Below are 13,837 nucleotides of genomic sequence, written 5' to 3'. Positions count from 1 at the left end.
TATAACCTGACATTGGAATGCGCACCAGCTTGCCACCGTTAAGTGTGGCTAAGGGTAAGATATAATGTTGGATCGATGTGGCTTAACCAGTCATCATGCTGTTGAATTTCCCCTTCAAGGTAGCTCGATGATAGTTCAGCAAGACCCCACCCCCACTGTCGTTCTGGGCCAATGGGAAGAAGCGTTAAATGTGATCGCAATTCATCGCGATAAACAACTGTATGCCGAGTTGTTTAAATACTTTGCCCCACGCTTGCGCGCTTTTGGCATCAAGATGTTCGGCAACGAGCAGCAAGCGATGGAAATGGTGCAGGACACCATGCTGAACGTGTGGCAAAAAGCCGCCCTGTTCGACGCCAGCCGCGGTTGTGCTTCGACCTGGATTTTTACCATAGCGCGTAATGTGCGTTTTGATATGTTGCGCAAAAAGCAAAGCCGCAAAGATGATATCAGCGCCGACGATTTATGGAGTGACGGCGACTATCCGGAACAAGAAGGCAGCCATAGCCAACAATGGGACCTGTACCTGATCGCCGAAAAAATTGCGCCTCATTTCCATGCTTTACCACCGGCACAACGGTTGGTGATGGAGAAAGTTTATCTTGATGAGCTGTCTCATCAGGAAGTTTCCGAGCAATTAAGTATCCCGCTGGGCACGGTCAAATCACGGATCCGGTTGGCGTTAGACAGATTAAGAGAGGCAATCGATGGCCCACGCAGTTAAATTCCATCCCAGCCTGAGTTTGCTGGAACAATATACCGAAGGCACGCTGGCTGCCGAATTATCGCTGGTGGTCGCGGCACATCTGGATTTTTGCCCGCATTGCCAGCAGTTGCGACATGACATCGAGGCCGATATCGGTTGTCAGTTGGCACAACAAAAAGCGGTTAATGCTGATGGTGCAGAGTGGCAACAGATGCTACAACAAATTTTGAGCCCGGACGCTAGCCAAGTTACAGCAGCAACAACAGCGCCCGAAACGTTCGCCACCCATATCGAACAAGGGCAACACCGGATTGAAATTCCGCGCAGCTTGCAGCGACTGGCCGCAAAACGGAAAAAGTGGCTACAGCTTGGTGGCATCGCGACCGCAAAATTGCCGTCGGGCGATGATAACCATCTGTCGTTGTTACTGATTGAATCCAATACCGAAGTGCCGCTGCACACGCACAAAGGTTTGGAAATCACCTTGGTGCTGGCGGGCGAAATGGTTGACGAAATGGGTAAATATGCAGCTGGCGATTTGATTATCAACACGCCTGATCATACCCATACCCCGAAAAATATCAGCAATGAACCCTGTTTGTGTTTGTCGGTGTTGACCGCGCCGCTGGAATTTAAACAAGGCCTGACCCGGTTATTGAACCCGTTGCAGCGGTTCTTTTACTAAACGGCTCATGCTGCACTGGCAAAGCTGAACGGGTAAAATTAAAAGCAAGAACCGCGCACCAGCGCGGTTTTTTTATCAGGTAACAGGCGAACTTGCGATCGCTTAACTTAACATCGCCACGCCACCTTTGAGATTGTACACTTCGGCAAAACCGGCGCGGTTCAGCACTTTTGCCGCGACCAGGCTGCGATTACCAGAGCGACAAACCAATAACAACCGTTGATCCGGCGTTAACGCTGAACTAATCAAGGCATCACAGAGCCTGGATAGTGGCCAGTGCTGAATATTCACACCTGCGGGCAGATAATGTTCCAGCTGACCAGCGCTTTGCTCATAAGGCTCGCGCACATCAACCACTACCGTCTGTGGAAATTCTGCCAAAAATTGTTGTACTTGCGGCGCATCAACCACAGCTTTGGCATCAGACCAGCTGACTTCAACCACACCACATTGGTAACTGTTGGCTGCACAAAGCTGCTCGCTTTGCGCCTGCAACGTGGCAGTCCAGGCGGCGGACCATCGCTGCGCCTGAATAACTTCAGTTAACAGCGGTTGCTCTGCTTGTGCCAGACGCCAGGTGGTGAAAAAACGCTGGGCATAATCATGGCTCGACAATAACAGCGTATCCACGCCAACCTTCGTCAACAACGTGCGGACACTGCTGGCAAAAGCCAAAGGTTCCGAGCCAGCTAAATCCAGCCGACCAATCCCGCCCGGTAGCAATAAATCACCGACAAAAGCAGCGACTGTCTGTTGGTGTTGCTGCAGCAGATAACTGCGGCTGTCGTGGCTATGGCCCGGCGTTGCCAGAGACGTCAATTGATACTGGCCACAACTCATGTGTTCGCGGCCGATTGGCCAGCCAAGTTCATCCACTTGCTGCGGTTCAGACAGCGGTAATAACGCCGCTAAATCGTCGCGGGCAGAACTGCGATCCTGATGTAAATGGCTGTCCAGTACTGCAACCAGTTGCAGACCCTGCCCTTGCACCATATTCGCCAGCCGATTGGCCAGCGGCGCCACCGGATCGATAATCACCGCTTGATGACTGTCGGCACAAACCAGCAGATAACTACATAAATTTTCGTGCTTTAACTGCGTCAGACCACTCATGGCTAAATCCGCCAGCGGCTGTGCATCCGACAGCACCAGACAACATTGCTGTACGATTGCCGTTAACCGGCCAATGGCGGCACAGGCTTGCTGACATTCCTGCGGCGTCATCGCCGGACCAAACGACAGGCGGATCGCACCTTGACTGCGCCATGCCGGCAGTCCCATCGCATCCAGCACAAAACTGGTTGGAATTTTTGAACTACAGGCAGAGCCGGAACTGATGCGGATACTAGCCGCATCAAACAAATCCATAATGTCTTTACTGTAAAAACCCGGCACTGAAAAATTAATGGTGGTTGGAACAATATCCGGCTCTTGACTATTTAGCACCATCGCCGGAAATACCTGACGCAAGGCATCCAGCAGTGCCGCGCGGTGTTGCCACAAAACTGTTTCGGGCTGAAACAGTGAACCGGTCGTTTTACGCAGTTCGGTAAAAATAGCGTGTAACGCAGCAATGCCCGGTAAGTTTTCCGTGCCTGAACGCAGCCCACTTTCTTGACCTCCACCGGCAATCAGCGGCTGATAAGGCGCACCATGGCGCACATACAAAAAGCCAATGCCTTTGGGCGCATAAAGTTTATGCCCGCTAAACGGTGCGTAATTGATGCTGGTGTTGGCAATATCAAGCGACATTTTACCCAAGGCCTGCACACAATCGACCATCCAGCTCACCGTCGGATTGACGCTGCGGATCACCTGCTCTAGCGCCGCTAAATCTTGTTTGACGCCGGTTTCGTTATTGGCTGCCATGGTGCAGATCATCGCCGCATTGGCAACATGACTTTGGATAAACTCCAGATCCAATAACCCACGTTGATCAACCGGAATGGCTTTAACCGTCGCGCCGAGCTGCAGCACCTGATTCCAGTGTTTCAGGCTTTCCGGCACTGCTTTATGCTCCGTTGCACCATACAATAACCACACCTGAGGGCCAGTTAAACCGCGACTACGCGCATCGAGCAATGCTGACACAATCGAACTCTGGATCCCTTCGGTGGCACCTGAGGTAAACACAATCTGGCCACTGCTGGCACCAATCACCTGCCGCGCCAAAGCCCGGGTCGTTTCCAGTTCCACTTTGGCTTTAATACCGGTGCTATGACTACTGCTGGGATTGCCAAACACAGTTTGCATATGATGCAGTACCGCTGCTGCTGCACAAGGCAACACTGGCGTGGTGGCGTTATTGTCGAGATAAACTTCTTGCTGGCGCAGCCCTGCGATGGTGGTCGTAGATCCAGACACTGAATGCCCCTTATAACCGAATGCTATAGCTTATATCTGCACATCATAAGCAGAGCCGCTTTGTGTCACAAGTGAATTTACGCCTGATTTTAAACTCAGGGAAGGATTATCGCGTTACATTGTCGTGTTAAAGAGGCCGTTCGGGCTGCTGTGGCAAAGAAGATTTCAAGACAGCAGCCATTTGACTAGGCTTAAAAAAAACTCCGCATGGCGGAGTTTTTAAAAGTTGGTTATTCCACTAAATCTTTTGGAATGTCCGGCCGCAAAGCCGACCAGACTTTACCACTTTCTTTACCGTATTTACGCACCGCAAACACCACTTCATCGTGTTTACCGGCTTCAGCGTATAGTTTTAGCTGATGATAGTAGCGACGCGCCAATTCACGTGATTCCGGATGTGAGAAGTAAAACCGGGCGATGCGGCGATACAAACCACGAAAGCCATTCAGGATCAGCACGTAAATCCGGTTTGAAGAATGTAAGGCCAGTTCATGATTGAGGTTATAGTCAAAGTCGGCAAAAGCTTCTGGGGTATCTTCCAGCGATTCAGCGCCAGCAAATACCGCAATCACTTCTTCACGGTGGGTTTTAATCGCGCCGCGGATATAAATAGCGCTGATATTGGTGCGGGCAGACAGTAATTCGTCAACGAGCTCCGGCATCCGGTCTTGATCCAATCGTGCCAGGGTTTCCAGAATATTCAGACCAGAAGTTTCCCAGAAATTATTCACTTTTGTCGGTTTGCCGTGCTGAATCGTCAGCCAACCATCACGGGCCAGCCGCTGTAACACTTCGCGCAGGGTGGTACGGGTCACGCCGATTAACTCAGAGAGTTCACGTTCTGCCGGTAAAATAGAACCTGGTGCAAATTTACCGTTCCAAATGGATTCAACAATGTATTCTTCGGCAAAACCCGCTGGGCTTTGTGCTTTTATGAGGTTGGTCATCCGGATTTGTCCGTTTTAGTTGTAGGTCTCACCATGATTGGCACTGATTGTACCAGAGCAGATTGAGTTAACAAGCCATGGCGCAAAAATTGCGCTTTGCTATTGATCGCAAAGGTTGTTTTAGCTCGCATTTTCGCTTAGATTGTCGCTTGGGAAATTTCTAAGTGATCCAACAAGGGAAATCAGATGTTTGCAGCAGTGGCTCGTTGGCCAAAACAACGCTGGCCTTGGGTACTTTTATCATTCAGTGCACTGACATTATTGTTGGTGGCGCTGTATTTCCAATATGGCATGTCACTGGGTCCTTGTACCAAATGTGTTTATCAGCGTTTTGCCATCATCGGTATTTTATTCGCTGGTTTGGTGGGATTGTGGGGACGTGAATCAGCCTTATTGCGCTGGAGCGCTTATATCGGTTGGGCCGTCGCTGCAGGTTGGGGTTTAAAAATTGCCCATGATCAGGTGCTGGTGGAAGAACTGGTTAAAAACGGTGGTTTTTCAACTTGTGCCGTTTTTGCCGAATTTCCGAGCTGGTTGCCTCTCGATAGCTGGATCCCGTTTATTTTTAACCCAACCGGCGTTTGTGGTGACGTTGCTTGGCAATTTCTCGGTTATTCGATGCCATTCTGGATGCGGATTATTTTTGCGGTGTATTTGTTAGCTGTGTTAGTGGTGATGGCCAGTCAGTTGAAAAAACACAAATATAACCCTTACGATTAGACCCCTATCGATGTAAAAAATAGCGATATAAAAAATATCGACATAAAAAAAGCGCCAATCGGCGCTTTTTTTATGTCTGGCATACCGAACTTAGCTAACAATGGCCAGCAGTTCAACATCAAACACCAGTGCGCTGAATGGTGCAATTGAAGCGCCGGCGCCACGCTCGCCGTAGGCCAGCTGATGTGGGATATATAAACGATATTTCGAACCAACTGGCATCAGCTGTAACGCTTCAGTCCAGCCGGCAATCACGCCACCCACCGGGAACTCAGCTGGCTGACCACGATTGTACGAACTGTCAAACACAGTACCGTCAATCAAAGTACCGTGATAATGGGTACGCACCGTCGAAGCACGTTTTGGCTTTTCGCCGTCACCCTGCACCAATACTTCATATTGCAGACCTGAAGCGGTCACAACTACGCCCGCTTTGTTGGCATTTTCAGCCAGGAAAGCTTCACCTTCGCCAGCAGCTAATTTTGCCTGAGAAGCCTGAGCTTCCTGCATCCGCGCACCAATCACTTCAAAAGCAGCGCGGATTTGGTCTTCAGACACTTCTGGCTCATCACCATAAAAAGCAGCGGCTAAACCAGCAGCTACCGCAGCGATATCTAAACCATCAAATGGGTTATCAGCAAGTTGCTGACCCATTTGCAGACCAATGCCATAACTGGCGTGTTGTTCGAGCGTGGTAAATGTCGACATAAATAATCACTTCTGTGATGCGCTATCAGACGCAGTTTAAAATCAGACCTTTTTTACCCGTCATCCTTACAAGATGGTGGGTATCGAACAAAAGTCCCGTAAAATTAATGACCAAATAACATAAAAATGCATGCTAGCCGAAATAGCTGAGTTTGTCTTGCCATAGCAAGGGTTTCAGCACGGCAACTGTTGCAGATGCTGCCAAATATCAACGACCAATGCCTGGTCGGCGTCATTCAGCTCACCAGCACTAATCGCCTGCTGCAGACTCTGCGCGACTTGCTGCTGCAGCGTATCGACGCTAAAAGCTTGCTCTTGTAACTGTAAAGTACCCACCGCCAGGTCGATATGACCGCGTAAATAACCAGCGGCGAATAATTGATCGTCGCTGGAAGTGGCGACACTCTGATCAAAATAGTCAGCCATGGCGTTAATATAATTTTCAGTCTGTTGCATGGTTAATCCTCGTATCCAAGACGATACATCACGTAGTCGTTGTAACCACAAAGCACTTTCATCATGCCCTGCAGTTCGCCATCCAGCGCAGCATCACCGCTGTCGCTGATCAGCGGCCGGCCGTTTAATTGTTGTAATTTGGTTTTGGTCGCGACCAGTTGAATATTGTCGCGGCCGATCAAGCGGATCACCGCAGGCGATAACTGCTGATTGCCACGACCGAAAATATGGCCCTGGCCACCGATTAAGGTAATCAGTAGTTTTGTTGCGTCTGGTTTTACTAAGGTTTGTAATTGCTTGGCGGTGACATCTGACGCTATCAGCTCGCCATTTTCGACCACATCGACCCCAAGCAACGTATTTGGCAGACCAAGTTCGGCCATCACTGCTGCAATGGTGCTACCGGAGCCCATCACATACCGCACATCAGGTTCCATTTGCGCGGCGACAAAAGCAGCTAAATCATCCAGCACCAGTTCTTCTGATTCTTTGCCGGACGATTTTACACTTTGCACATAACGAAGTTCGGTTGGGATTTGCATTTCGCCAAAGCGTTTGGCGCGCACCGAGCCCTGCCGAAAAGCAGCTTCATCGATGTCCATCACCTGGGCGTCCTGCACCGTGACCAGTTCGCCTTTGATCATTTGCGCCACCACTTTGCCCGCAGCGGCCGGGGTAATGGCATAAACACCGGAGTGAATTTTACAGCCCGCCGGAATACCAAGTACTGTGGTGTGCGCATCGACCACAGCGCAGATATTGCGGGCAGTGCCATCGCCGCCAGCAAACAGCAATAAATCGATGCCAGCTTCAGCTAAACAGGTCGCCGCAGCTTCGGTATCGATAGCAGTGGATGGTTCGCTGGCGCTTTGATAGACCACAGTCACGGCGAAACCAAGCTCACGGGCTAAATCTTCGCCCATTAAACCAGCGACAGTCAGAATATGAACCTTCGATTGGAAAGGTAATAATTCGCAAAGTGCAGCTCTGGCACGCTGTTGCGCCAATGGCACAGCGCCAAGCGCTAAGGCTTCTGCCGCGACGCCGTCACTGCCTTTTAATGCAACACTGCCGCCAATGCCCGCCCATGGGTTGATAATCAGACCCAATCTGAACGGCTGTGGCTTGGCTTCGGCGGAAATTTCAGACATACCAGGACATCCCGAAAAATTTGTTGCTGGTTTTACCATCGGCTCGCTGGGTGAAGACCACATCAAGCCGCGTCAGAAAATATCGGGCGGCATTGTAACCATTGCACGGCAGTTTTCCCAGCGCCACACCGCACTATCTGCGCCCTGGCTTGATTTTATTGCGCTATTTTTCACATCCAATTTTTCTGCGAACATTGCAACAAAAGCAAGGCTGCTTTAGATTAGAAAAATCTATTGATTGGTCGGACCATACAATGTCGTCTTTGCTGGAAACTTTTACTGCGCTACGTCAGGCATTTAACGCCCAACCTTTCCCGGAACTTGCAACCCGTAAAGCGCAACTTCGGGCGCTGCGGCAGCAATTGCTACAGCAGCAACCAGCTTTAATGGCGGCCGCCAGGGCCGATTTTGGCCAACGTGATGACAGCGAAACCCGCTTGCTGGAAATTATGCCGAGCATCAGTAGTATTGATTACAGTCTGAAAAAATTAGGCAGCTGGTTAAAACCGGCCGGCCGGCATGTCAGTTGGTTGTTTTTACCGGCAAAGAACTATGTTTGTTATCAACCGCTTGGCGTAGTTGGGGTGATTGTCCCCTGGAACTATCCGATTTTTTTAAGTCTTGGCCCCTTGGTAACCGCCATTAGTGCTGGCAATAAAGTGATGGTCAAACTGTCCGAATTTACGCCGCACACGAATCAAGTACTCAAAAGCATTATTGAACAGGCGTTACCGGACAGCGCTGTGGTGATTGAAGGTGATGCCGACATTGCAGCCTCTTTTAGCCAGTTGCCTTTTGATCATCTGCTGTACACCGGATCTACCGCGGTTGGGAAGCATGTGATGCGTGCCGCCTGCGATAACTTAACGCCGGTGACCTTGGAATTGGGTGGTAAATCACCATTGCTGATTGGTCCTGATATCGATGTTAACAGCATCGCGGATCGGATTATGTTTGGTAAAACCGCCAATGCCGGCCAGACTTGCGTTGCTCCGGATTACCTGCTGGTGCCACGGGCGCAGTTAGCAGCTACTGTTGACGCCTTAAAGTTGCAGTTTCAGCAATTTTATCCAGCGCATTCAGGCGCAAATCGATCAAGCAGCAATTCGAGCAGTCAATACACCAGCGTGATCAATCAACGGCATTTTTCCAGGCTTTGTGGTTATTTAACCCAAGCTAGCGACAAAGGTGCCACCGTTATCAGCTGTGATGGCAACGACTGGCAACAACATCTGCAAAGCAGTGATCGGGTATTGCCGCTGCAGCTAGTGCTCGATGCGCCGCAAGATTGCGACCTGTGGCAACAAGAGATTTTCGGCCCGGTGCTACCTATTCTGCCTTATGACAATTTTAACGAAGCACTGGAATTTGTGCGCCAGCGTCCGCGGCCATTGGCGCTTTATCTGTTCAGCCATGATAGTCAACTACAGCAACAGGTGCTGCAACACACCCATGCCGGTGGCGTTTGTCTGAACGAAACTTTATTGCACGTTGGTCAGGAAGATTTGCCCTTTGGTGGCATCGGACCTTCCGGCATGGGACATTATCATGGCCGCGAAGGTTTTTTAACTTTTAGCCATGCCAAAGCGGTGCATCAAAAAGGCCGGCTGAACAGCACGCAATTAGCCTACCCGCAACATAGAGCGAAGCTTTTAAATAAAGTGATGAAATTCTTACTGAGAGCCTGATCAAGTGGGAAATATCTGTGGCAGTGCGTAGCTGCCACCTGTTAACCGGCCGGTTGAATTTTCTTTGGTAAACTAAGTGCCAACACCATCGATAACAAAGCACAACCGGCACCCAGTACAAAAGTAAAGGTCGAACCTGCGCCGTCTTGCCAGGCCACGCCTGCGACATAAGCGCCAACCGCACCACCGCCACCATAAATCAATCCGGCATACAGCGCCTGACCGCGACTGCGTTGATGCTGTGGGAAAAACTGTTGAATAAATTGCATCGCGCAGCTGTGAGCAATAGCAAAACTAAAAGCGTGCAACAACATACTGGCCGCCAGCAACCAGCCGGAATCAGCAACAAAAGCGACCATCAGCCAGCGCACTGCCGTTAAACCATAACAAAGCCCCAACAACTTCTGATAACTACGGCCTTTTAAAATTCGTCCGGCATAAAAGAATGCAACAATTTCAGCTGCCACCGCCAACGCGATCAGTAAACCTGCGTCACTGCCGCTATAACCTAAATCGCGGGTATAGAGGGTAAAAAAGCCATAAAAAGGCGCGAAGCTCATCTGCATAAAAAATGCACCGAGCATAAACTTCACGAAGGAACTATGGGTCCACAAAGTGCGAAAGCGCAGCGGCTGTGCATCTGTCTGCGGTTCAAGCCGATATTTCGGCAACAGCCATAAGGTGGCGAGCATCAACATTAAAAACAATAAGGCGCTGTGCGGCAACATTTGTGGTCCGGTGTGCTGAAACCACCAGCCACCAAGCATCACCAGCACTATGTATCCAACCGATCCGGCCGTTCGCACTTTACTGTAGCGTGAGGTGTCGTTATCCAGATAATGAAAGGCCGCGCTTTCCAGCTGCGGTAAAATGGCGGTCCAGCATAGACTATAAAGTGCAAGGCCGGCAACCAATGGCCAATAACCGCCCTGATAAAAACTACAGAGCCAGCCGAGTGTCGCAAGCACCGCACCAAAGCGCATCACGCCAATTGGGTCGCGCCGACGTACCGCCAGCGCCGCCCACAAGCTAGGGCCGACAATCCGCATGCCGGTGACAATGGCCAGTAACACGCCAATATCATGCGAATTCAGGCCACGGCCATCGAGGAACAAGCCGATATAGGGCACAAACACCCCGAGTACGGCGAAATAAGCAAAATACGCCAGACTCAGGGTGGATGCTGAAGATAATTTCACAAAAACTCCGGTGCTGAGAAGTTAGCCGCCGCGACCAATTCTGGCTATATCAGGTGTGGTAACGCTCACCTGATGATTCTGCGCCTGATGCCGTAAAAAGTGGTCCATCAGCACAATCGCCAACATCGCTTCGGCAATGGGCACCGCGCGAATACCCACACAAGGATCGTGACGGCCTTTGGTGATCATTTCCACCGGCTCACCGCTGGTGTTGATGCTGGCACCGGGAATACTGATGCTGGACGTTGGTTTGAGCGCAATACTGACCCGGATATCCTGACCAGAAGAAATGCCGCCTAAAATACCACCGGCATGATTGGCGGTAAAACCGGTTGGCGTCAGTGCATCCCGATGGGTTGAACCTTGTTGCTCCACCACCGCAAAACCATCGCCAATTTCGACCGCTTTGACCGCATTGATGCTCATCATGGCATGGGCAATATCGGCGTCGAGTCGGTCAAACACCGGCTCACCCCAGCCGACCGGCACATTGCTGGCTACCACATTAATGCGGGCGCCGACTGAATCACCGGCTTTTTTCAAGTCGCGCATAAAGGCGTCGAGTGCTTCGAGCTTATCGACATCCGGGCAGAAAAAATCGTTTTTCTCGACCTGATCCCAGTCCAGCTTTTCGGCAGTGACTGGTCCCAATTGCGCCAGATAAGCCCGCACTTCCACGCCAAAGCGTTGTTTTAAATACTGTTTAGCAATAGCACCAGCAGCAACCCGCACAGCAGTTTCGCGCGCCGATGAGCGGCCACCACCACGATAATCCCGAATACCGTGTTTGTGCCAATAGGTGTAATCCGCATGGCCGGGACGAAATACGTCTTTTATTGCTGAATAATCCTGCGAGCGTTGATCGGTATTTTCAATCAACAAACCGATGGAGCACCCCGTGGTCACGCCTTCAAACACGCCGGATAAAATTTTCACCACGTCATCTTCCCGCCGCTGCGTGGTATAACGGGATGTACCTGGTTTACGTCGGTCTAAATCATGCTGAATAGCTTCTAAATCAAGCACTAACCCTGGTGGACAACCATCAACAATACCGCCAATCGCCGGGCCGTGGCTTTCACCAAAAGTCGTTAATCGAAACAAATCACCAATACTGTTACCAGCCATGGCTTACTCCCCGAAAGATTGCTGATGGGCGACAAGCTGCGCTTTGGTCAGTGCAAATACACCAATGCCCCCTTTGCTAAATTCAATCCAGTGAAACGGCACCTCTGGCATTTGTTCGGCTAGCGCCACCATCGAATTGCCCACTTCACAAATCAACACGCCTTCATCCGTCAGATGTGAAGCCGCTTCGCGCAGAATTTGTCGCGTCAGTTCCAGGCCATCGACGCCAGAAGCCAGCCCAAGTTCCGGCTCGTGGTGATATTCCTGCGGTAAATCGGCCATATCATCGGCATCAACATACGGCGGATTGGTGACGATCAAATCGTACTGCTGACCCGGTAAGGCACTAAAACAATCAGACTGGATTGGGAATACCCGATGTTCAAGGCCGTGCTGACTGATATTTAAATCAGCCACCTGCAGCGCATCTTCGCTGATATCCACCGCATCAACTTCAGCGTCCGGCAGATAATGAGCGCAGGCGATGGCGATACAGCCAGAGCCGGTGCATAAATCAAGAATGCGTTGTGGTGGGTTGACTGGAAACCAGGTTGCAAACTGCTGGGTAATCAATTCGCCAATCGGTGAACGTGGTACCAGCACCCGTTCATCGACATAAAATGGTAGTCCGGTAAAATAGGCCTGCTGGGTTAAATAAGCAGAAGGTACCCGTAAACTGATCCGTTGCTGCACTAAAGCTGCAAAGCGGCGTTTTTCGCTACCGGTCAGCCGCGCCTGCAATAACGAAGGTTCAGCCAAATGGGTTAAATGCAGCGTAAAAGCCATCAGCACCCCGGCGTCATCCCATGGGTTATCGGTGCCGTGACCAAAATACAGATCGGCAGCATTAAACTGGCTGACCGCAAACCGCAACCAATCGTGAATAGAATGCAGATCAGCCACAGCTTCGTCGATTAATTCGGCGCTCAGGGCAAAAGGTTCGTGTTCAGTCATTTATTTAACTTAGCTCTTTGGGTAGACTTGCGCGCTATGAGCAAGCCTAAGTTACCTAACGAAGAAGAAATCCAGCAGTTCCGGGACGCAATCACCGGAGCGCGCCCTTTGGCGCAGGACAAGATACCGCCTGCCCGCCTGCCCCGCAACAAAAAAACATCCGTAAAGACGTCTGCAGAGCCCGAAACACGCCATTTATTCTATTTCTCTGATGAATTTGAAGGTTATCAGGCAGACGGCAGCATCATCCGTTATGTGCAGCCGGGCGAAGACCCTCATCTGGCGAAAAACTTAAAACGCGGTGAGTTTCAGCCCGCTGTGGTATTGGATTTACATGGTCTCACTCAATTAGAGGCCAAAACCGAACTCGCCGGTTTACTGGCCTACTGTCAACAACAACATTTTAACTGCGCCTGTATTGTGCATGGCAAAGGCACTGGCATTCTGGCGCGCAAAGTACCAAATTGGCTTATTCAACACCCAAATGTGCGGGCTTTTCACACCGCGCCAACTCATTGGGGCCGCGATGGTGCTTTACTAGTGCTGTTAAAAACACCGGATAAAACGCCGGACATGCGTTAACAGCCAGCCCGATACCTGGAAGCAGCTCAGCAGTGAACCCATAGTCTTAACTGGCAGTAATCAGTTTTAAGTCAGAAGGAGCCATCCGTTCCAGCAGTTTGCCGGCAGCCGGTGGCCGATAGTCGATACACACTAAACCAGATGTTTCAAATACCGGTGTGCAGCCGTTTTTAGTAAAAGTTTCGACCAGAAAACTGACCAGCGGCATATGCGAAACCAGCAAAAACCGAGCGTCTGGGTTCTGTTCCAGTCTGGCGTGAATGTAGAGTTGCACTTGATGGCAATCGCCCTCCGGTACCAGTTCCGGCAGAATTTCAAATTGCGTGTTGTTGTTTTGATGTGTCAACATCAGTTCGGCGGTTTGCCGGGTACGGACAAATGGACTGCAGACAACCCAATCCAGGCTTTGATAATGTTGTGACAGCCACTGGGCCATCTGACTGACTTCGGCTCTGCCTTTGGCGGTTAATTGCCGTTGACTATCCTGACTGCTGAGTGGCTCGGCTTCGCCGTGCCGCATGATAACCAGATTGACCATTGTGTACACCG

15 protein-coding genes are annotated in these 13,837 nt (G+C 50.6%); 6 read left to right on the top strand and 9 right to left on the bottom strand.

Annotated features, from left to right (window positions below; genetic code table 11):
• The first annotated feature begins 127 nt into the window (after nt 1-127).
• Nucleotides 128-724, top strand: a complete 597-nt coding sequence (locus tag EOE67_RS09275; protein WP_127698811.1) for a sigma-70 family RNA polymerase sigma factor — start codon at nt 128-130, stop codon at nt 722-724.
• A complete protein-coding gene (locus EOE67_RS09270; protein ID WP_127698810.1) occupies nt 708-1,391 on the top strand; it encodes a ChrR family anti-sigma-E factor in 684 nt (227 codons plus the stop codon). The genes EOE67_RS09275 and EOE67_RS09270 overlap by 17 nt, the downstream gene beginning before the upstream one ends.
• Nucleotides 1,392-1,493: 102 nt before the next feature.
• On the opposite strand, the gene EOE67_RS09265 is transcribed toward EOE67_RS09270, so the two are convergent.
• On the bottom strand, nt 1,494-3,755 hold the full coding sequence (locus tag EOE67_RS09265) for an aminotransferase class V-fold PLP-dependent enzyme (RefSeq protein WP_240652766.1): 2,262 nt from the start codon (nt 3,753-3,755) through the stop codon (nt 1,494-1,496).
• Between the two features lie 230 nt (nt 3,756-3,985).
• The gene (gene fadR, locus EOE67_RS09260) at nt 3,986-4,702 is read right to left on the bottom strand and encodes a fatty acid metabolism transcriptional regulator FadR (protein WP_127698809.1); all 717 of its coding nucleotides are present in this window, start codon (nt 4,700-4,702) and stop codon (nt 3,986-3,988) included.
• Nucleotides 4,703-4,888: 186 nt separating this feature from the next.
• On the opposite strand from fadR, the gene dsbB reads away from it, so the two are divergent.
• The gene (gene dsbB / locus EOE67_RS09255) at nt 4,889-5,422 is read left to right on the top strand and encodes a disulfide bond formation protein DsbB (RefSeq protein WP_127698808.1); all 534 of its coding nucleotides are present in this window, start codon (nt 4,889-4,891) and stop codon (nt 5,420-5,422) included.
• A gap of 90 nt (nt 5,423-5,512) precedes the next feature.
• On the opposite strand, the gene EOE67_RS09250 is transcribed toward dsbB, so the two are convergent.
• The 3 genes from EOE67_RS09250 to EOE67_RS09240 form a co-directional block, all read right to left on the bottom strand.
• Nucleotides 5,513-6,130: a BamJ family beta-barrel-assembly machinery protein gene (locus tag EOE67_RS09250; RefSeq protein WP_127698807.1), complete on the bottom strand. Its 618-nt coding sequence runs from the start codon at nt 6,128-6,130 to the stop codon at nt 5,513-5,515.
• 174 nt (nt 6,131-6,304) lie between these two features.
• Nucleotides 6,305-6,586, bottom strand: a complete 282-nt coding sequence (locus EOE67_RS09245) for a YfcL family protein (RefSeq protein WP_127698806.1) — start codon at nt 6,584-6,586, stop codon at nt 6,305-6,307.
• A 2-nt stretch (nt 6,587-6,588) separates the two neighbouring features.
• The gene (locus EOE67_RS09240; protein WP_127698805.1) at nt 6,589-7,737 is read right to left on the bottom strand and encodes an ATP-NAD kinase family protein; all 1,149 of its coding nucleotides are present in this window, start codon (nt 7,735-7,737) and stop codon (nt 6,589-6,591) included.
• Between EOE67_RS09240 and EOE67_RS09235 the strand changes: the two genes are divergently transcribed.
• Complete coding sequence (locus tag EOE67_RS09235; protein WP_127698804.1) at nt 7,712-7,957, top strand: hypothetical protein; 246 nt, start codon at nt 7,712-7,714, stop codon at nt 7,955-7,957. The two genes, EOE67_RS09240 and EOE67_RS09235, sit on opposite strands and share 26 nt — an antisense overlap.
• 34 nt (nt 7,958-7,991) lie before the next feature.
• Nucleotides 7,992-9,425: a coniferyl aldehyde dehydrogenase gene (locus EOE67_RS09230; protein ID WP_127698803.1), complete on the top strand. Its 1,434-nt coding sequence runs from the start codon at nt 7,992-7,994 to the stop codon at nt 9,423-9,425.
• A gap of 41 nt (nt 9,426-9,466) precedes the next feature.
• Here the strand turns inward: EOE67_RS09230 and EOE67_RS09225 are convergent, their stop codons facing one another.
• From EOE67_RS09225 to prmB, 3 genes are read right to left on the bottom strand one after another with little or no spacing between them, the layout of a single operon-like run.
• Nucleotides 9,467-10,624 (bottom strand): MFS transporter, encoded by a 1,158-nt coding sequence (locus EOE67_RS09225; RefSeq protein WP_127698802.1) that lies wholly within the window; start codon nt 10,622-10,624, stop codon nt 9,467-9,469.
• A 21-nt stretch (nt 10,625-10,645) separates the two neighbouring features.
• On the bottom strand, nt 10,646-11,752 hold the full coding sequence (gene aroC / locus EOE67_RS09220; protein WP_127698801.1) for a chorismate synthase: 1,107 nt from the start codon (nt 11,750-11,752) through the stop codon (nt 10,646-10,648).
• Nucleotides 11,753-11,755: 3 nt separating this feature from the next.
• Nucleotides 11,756-12,706, bottom strand: coding sequence for a 50S ribosomal protein L3 N(5)-glutamine methyltransferase (gene prmB / locus EOE67_RS09215; RefSeq protein WP_127698800.1), 951 nt, complete (start codon nt 12,704-12,706; stop codon nt 11,756-11,758).
• A 36-nt stretch (nt 12,707-12,742) separates the two neighbouring features.
• On the opposite strand from prmB, the gene smrB reads away from it, so the two are divergent.
• Nucleotides 12,743-13,288, top strand: coding sequence for an endonuclease SmrB (gene smrB, locus EOE67_RS09210; RefSeq protein WP_127698799.1), 546 nt, complete (start codon nt 12,743-12,745; stop codon nt 13,286-13,288).
• A gap of 46 nt (nt 13,289-13,334) precedes the next feature.
• On the opposite strand, the gene sixA is transcribed toward smrB, so the two are convergent.
• Entirely contained in the window at nt 13,335-13,826 is a 492-nt protein-coding gene (gene sixA, locus EOE67_RS09205) for a phosphohistidine phosphatase SixA (RefSeq protein ID WP_127698798.1), read from the bottom strand.
• Nucleotides 13,827-13,837: the final 11 nt, after the last annotated feature.

This window comes from Rheinheimera riviphila, from assembly GCF_004005945.1.
GTDB classification, from domain to species: Bacteria; Pseudomonadota; Gammaproteobacteria; order Enterobacterales; family Alteromonadaceae; genus Pararheinheimera; species Pararheinheimera riviphila.
The sequence above is the reverse complement of the archived record's forward strand: the minus strand, read 5'-3'. Positions and strand labels throughout refer to the sequence as shown.

What these genes read in the sequence shown, in the direction of transcription:
- dsbB (WP_127698808.1), top strand. Translation starts at nt 4,889, where the DNA reads ATGTTTGCAGCAGTGGCTCGTTGGCCAAAACAACGCTGGCCTTGGGTA.
- EOE67_RS09245 (WP_127698806.1), bottom strand. Translation starts at nt 6,586, where the DNA reads ATGCAACAGACTGAAAATTATATTAACGCCATGGCTGACTATTTTGAT.
- prmB (WP_127698800.1), bottom strand. Translation starts at nt 12,706, where the DNA reads ATGACTGAACACGAACCTTTTGCCCTGAGCGCCGAATTAATCGACGAA.
- aroC (WP_127698801.1), bottom strand. Translation starts at nt 11,752, where the DNA reads ATGGCTGGTAACAGTATTGGTGATTTGTTTCGATTAACGACTTTTGGT.
- fadR (WP_127698809.1), bottom strand. Translation starts at nt 4,702, where the DNA reads ATGACCAACCTCATAAAAGCACAAAGCCCAGCGGGTTTTGCCGAAGAA.
- EOE67_RS09230 (WP_127698803.1), top strand. Translation starts at nt 7,992, where the DNA reads ATGTCGTCTTTGCTGGAAACTTTTACTGCGCTACGTCAGGCATTTAAC.
- EOE67_RS09275 (WP_127698811.1), top strand. Translation starts at nt 128, where the DNA reads ATGATAGTTCAGCAAGACCCCACCCCCACTGTCGTTCTGGGCCAATGG.
- smrB (WP_127698799.1), top strand. Translation starts at nt 12,743, where the DNA reads ATGAGCAAGCCTAAGTTACCTAACGAAGAAGAAATCCAGCAGTTCCGG.
- sixA (WP_127698798.1), bottom strand. Translation starts at nt 13,826, where the DNA reads ATGGTCAATCTGGTTATCATGCGGCACGGCGAAGCCGAGCCACTCAGC.
- EOE67_RS09270 (WP_127698810.1), top strand. Translation starts at nt 708, where the DNA reads ATGGCCCACGCAGTTAAATTCCATCCCAGCCTGAGTTTGCTGGAACAA.
- EOE67_RS09240 (WP_127698805.1), bottom strand. Translation starts at nt 7,737, where the DNA reads ATGTCTGAAATTTCCGCCGAAGCCAAGCCACAGCCGTTCAGATTGGGT.
- EOE67_RS09250 (WP_127698807.1), bottom strand. Translation starts at nt 6,130, where the DNA reads ATGTCGACATTTACCACGCTCGAACAACACGCCAGTTATGGCATTGGT.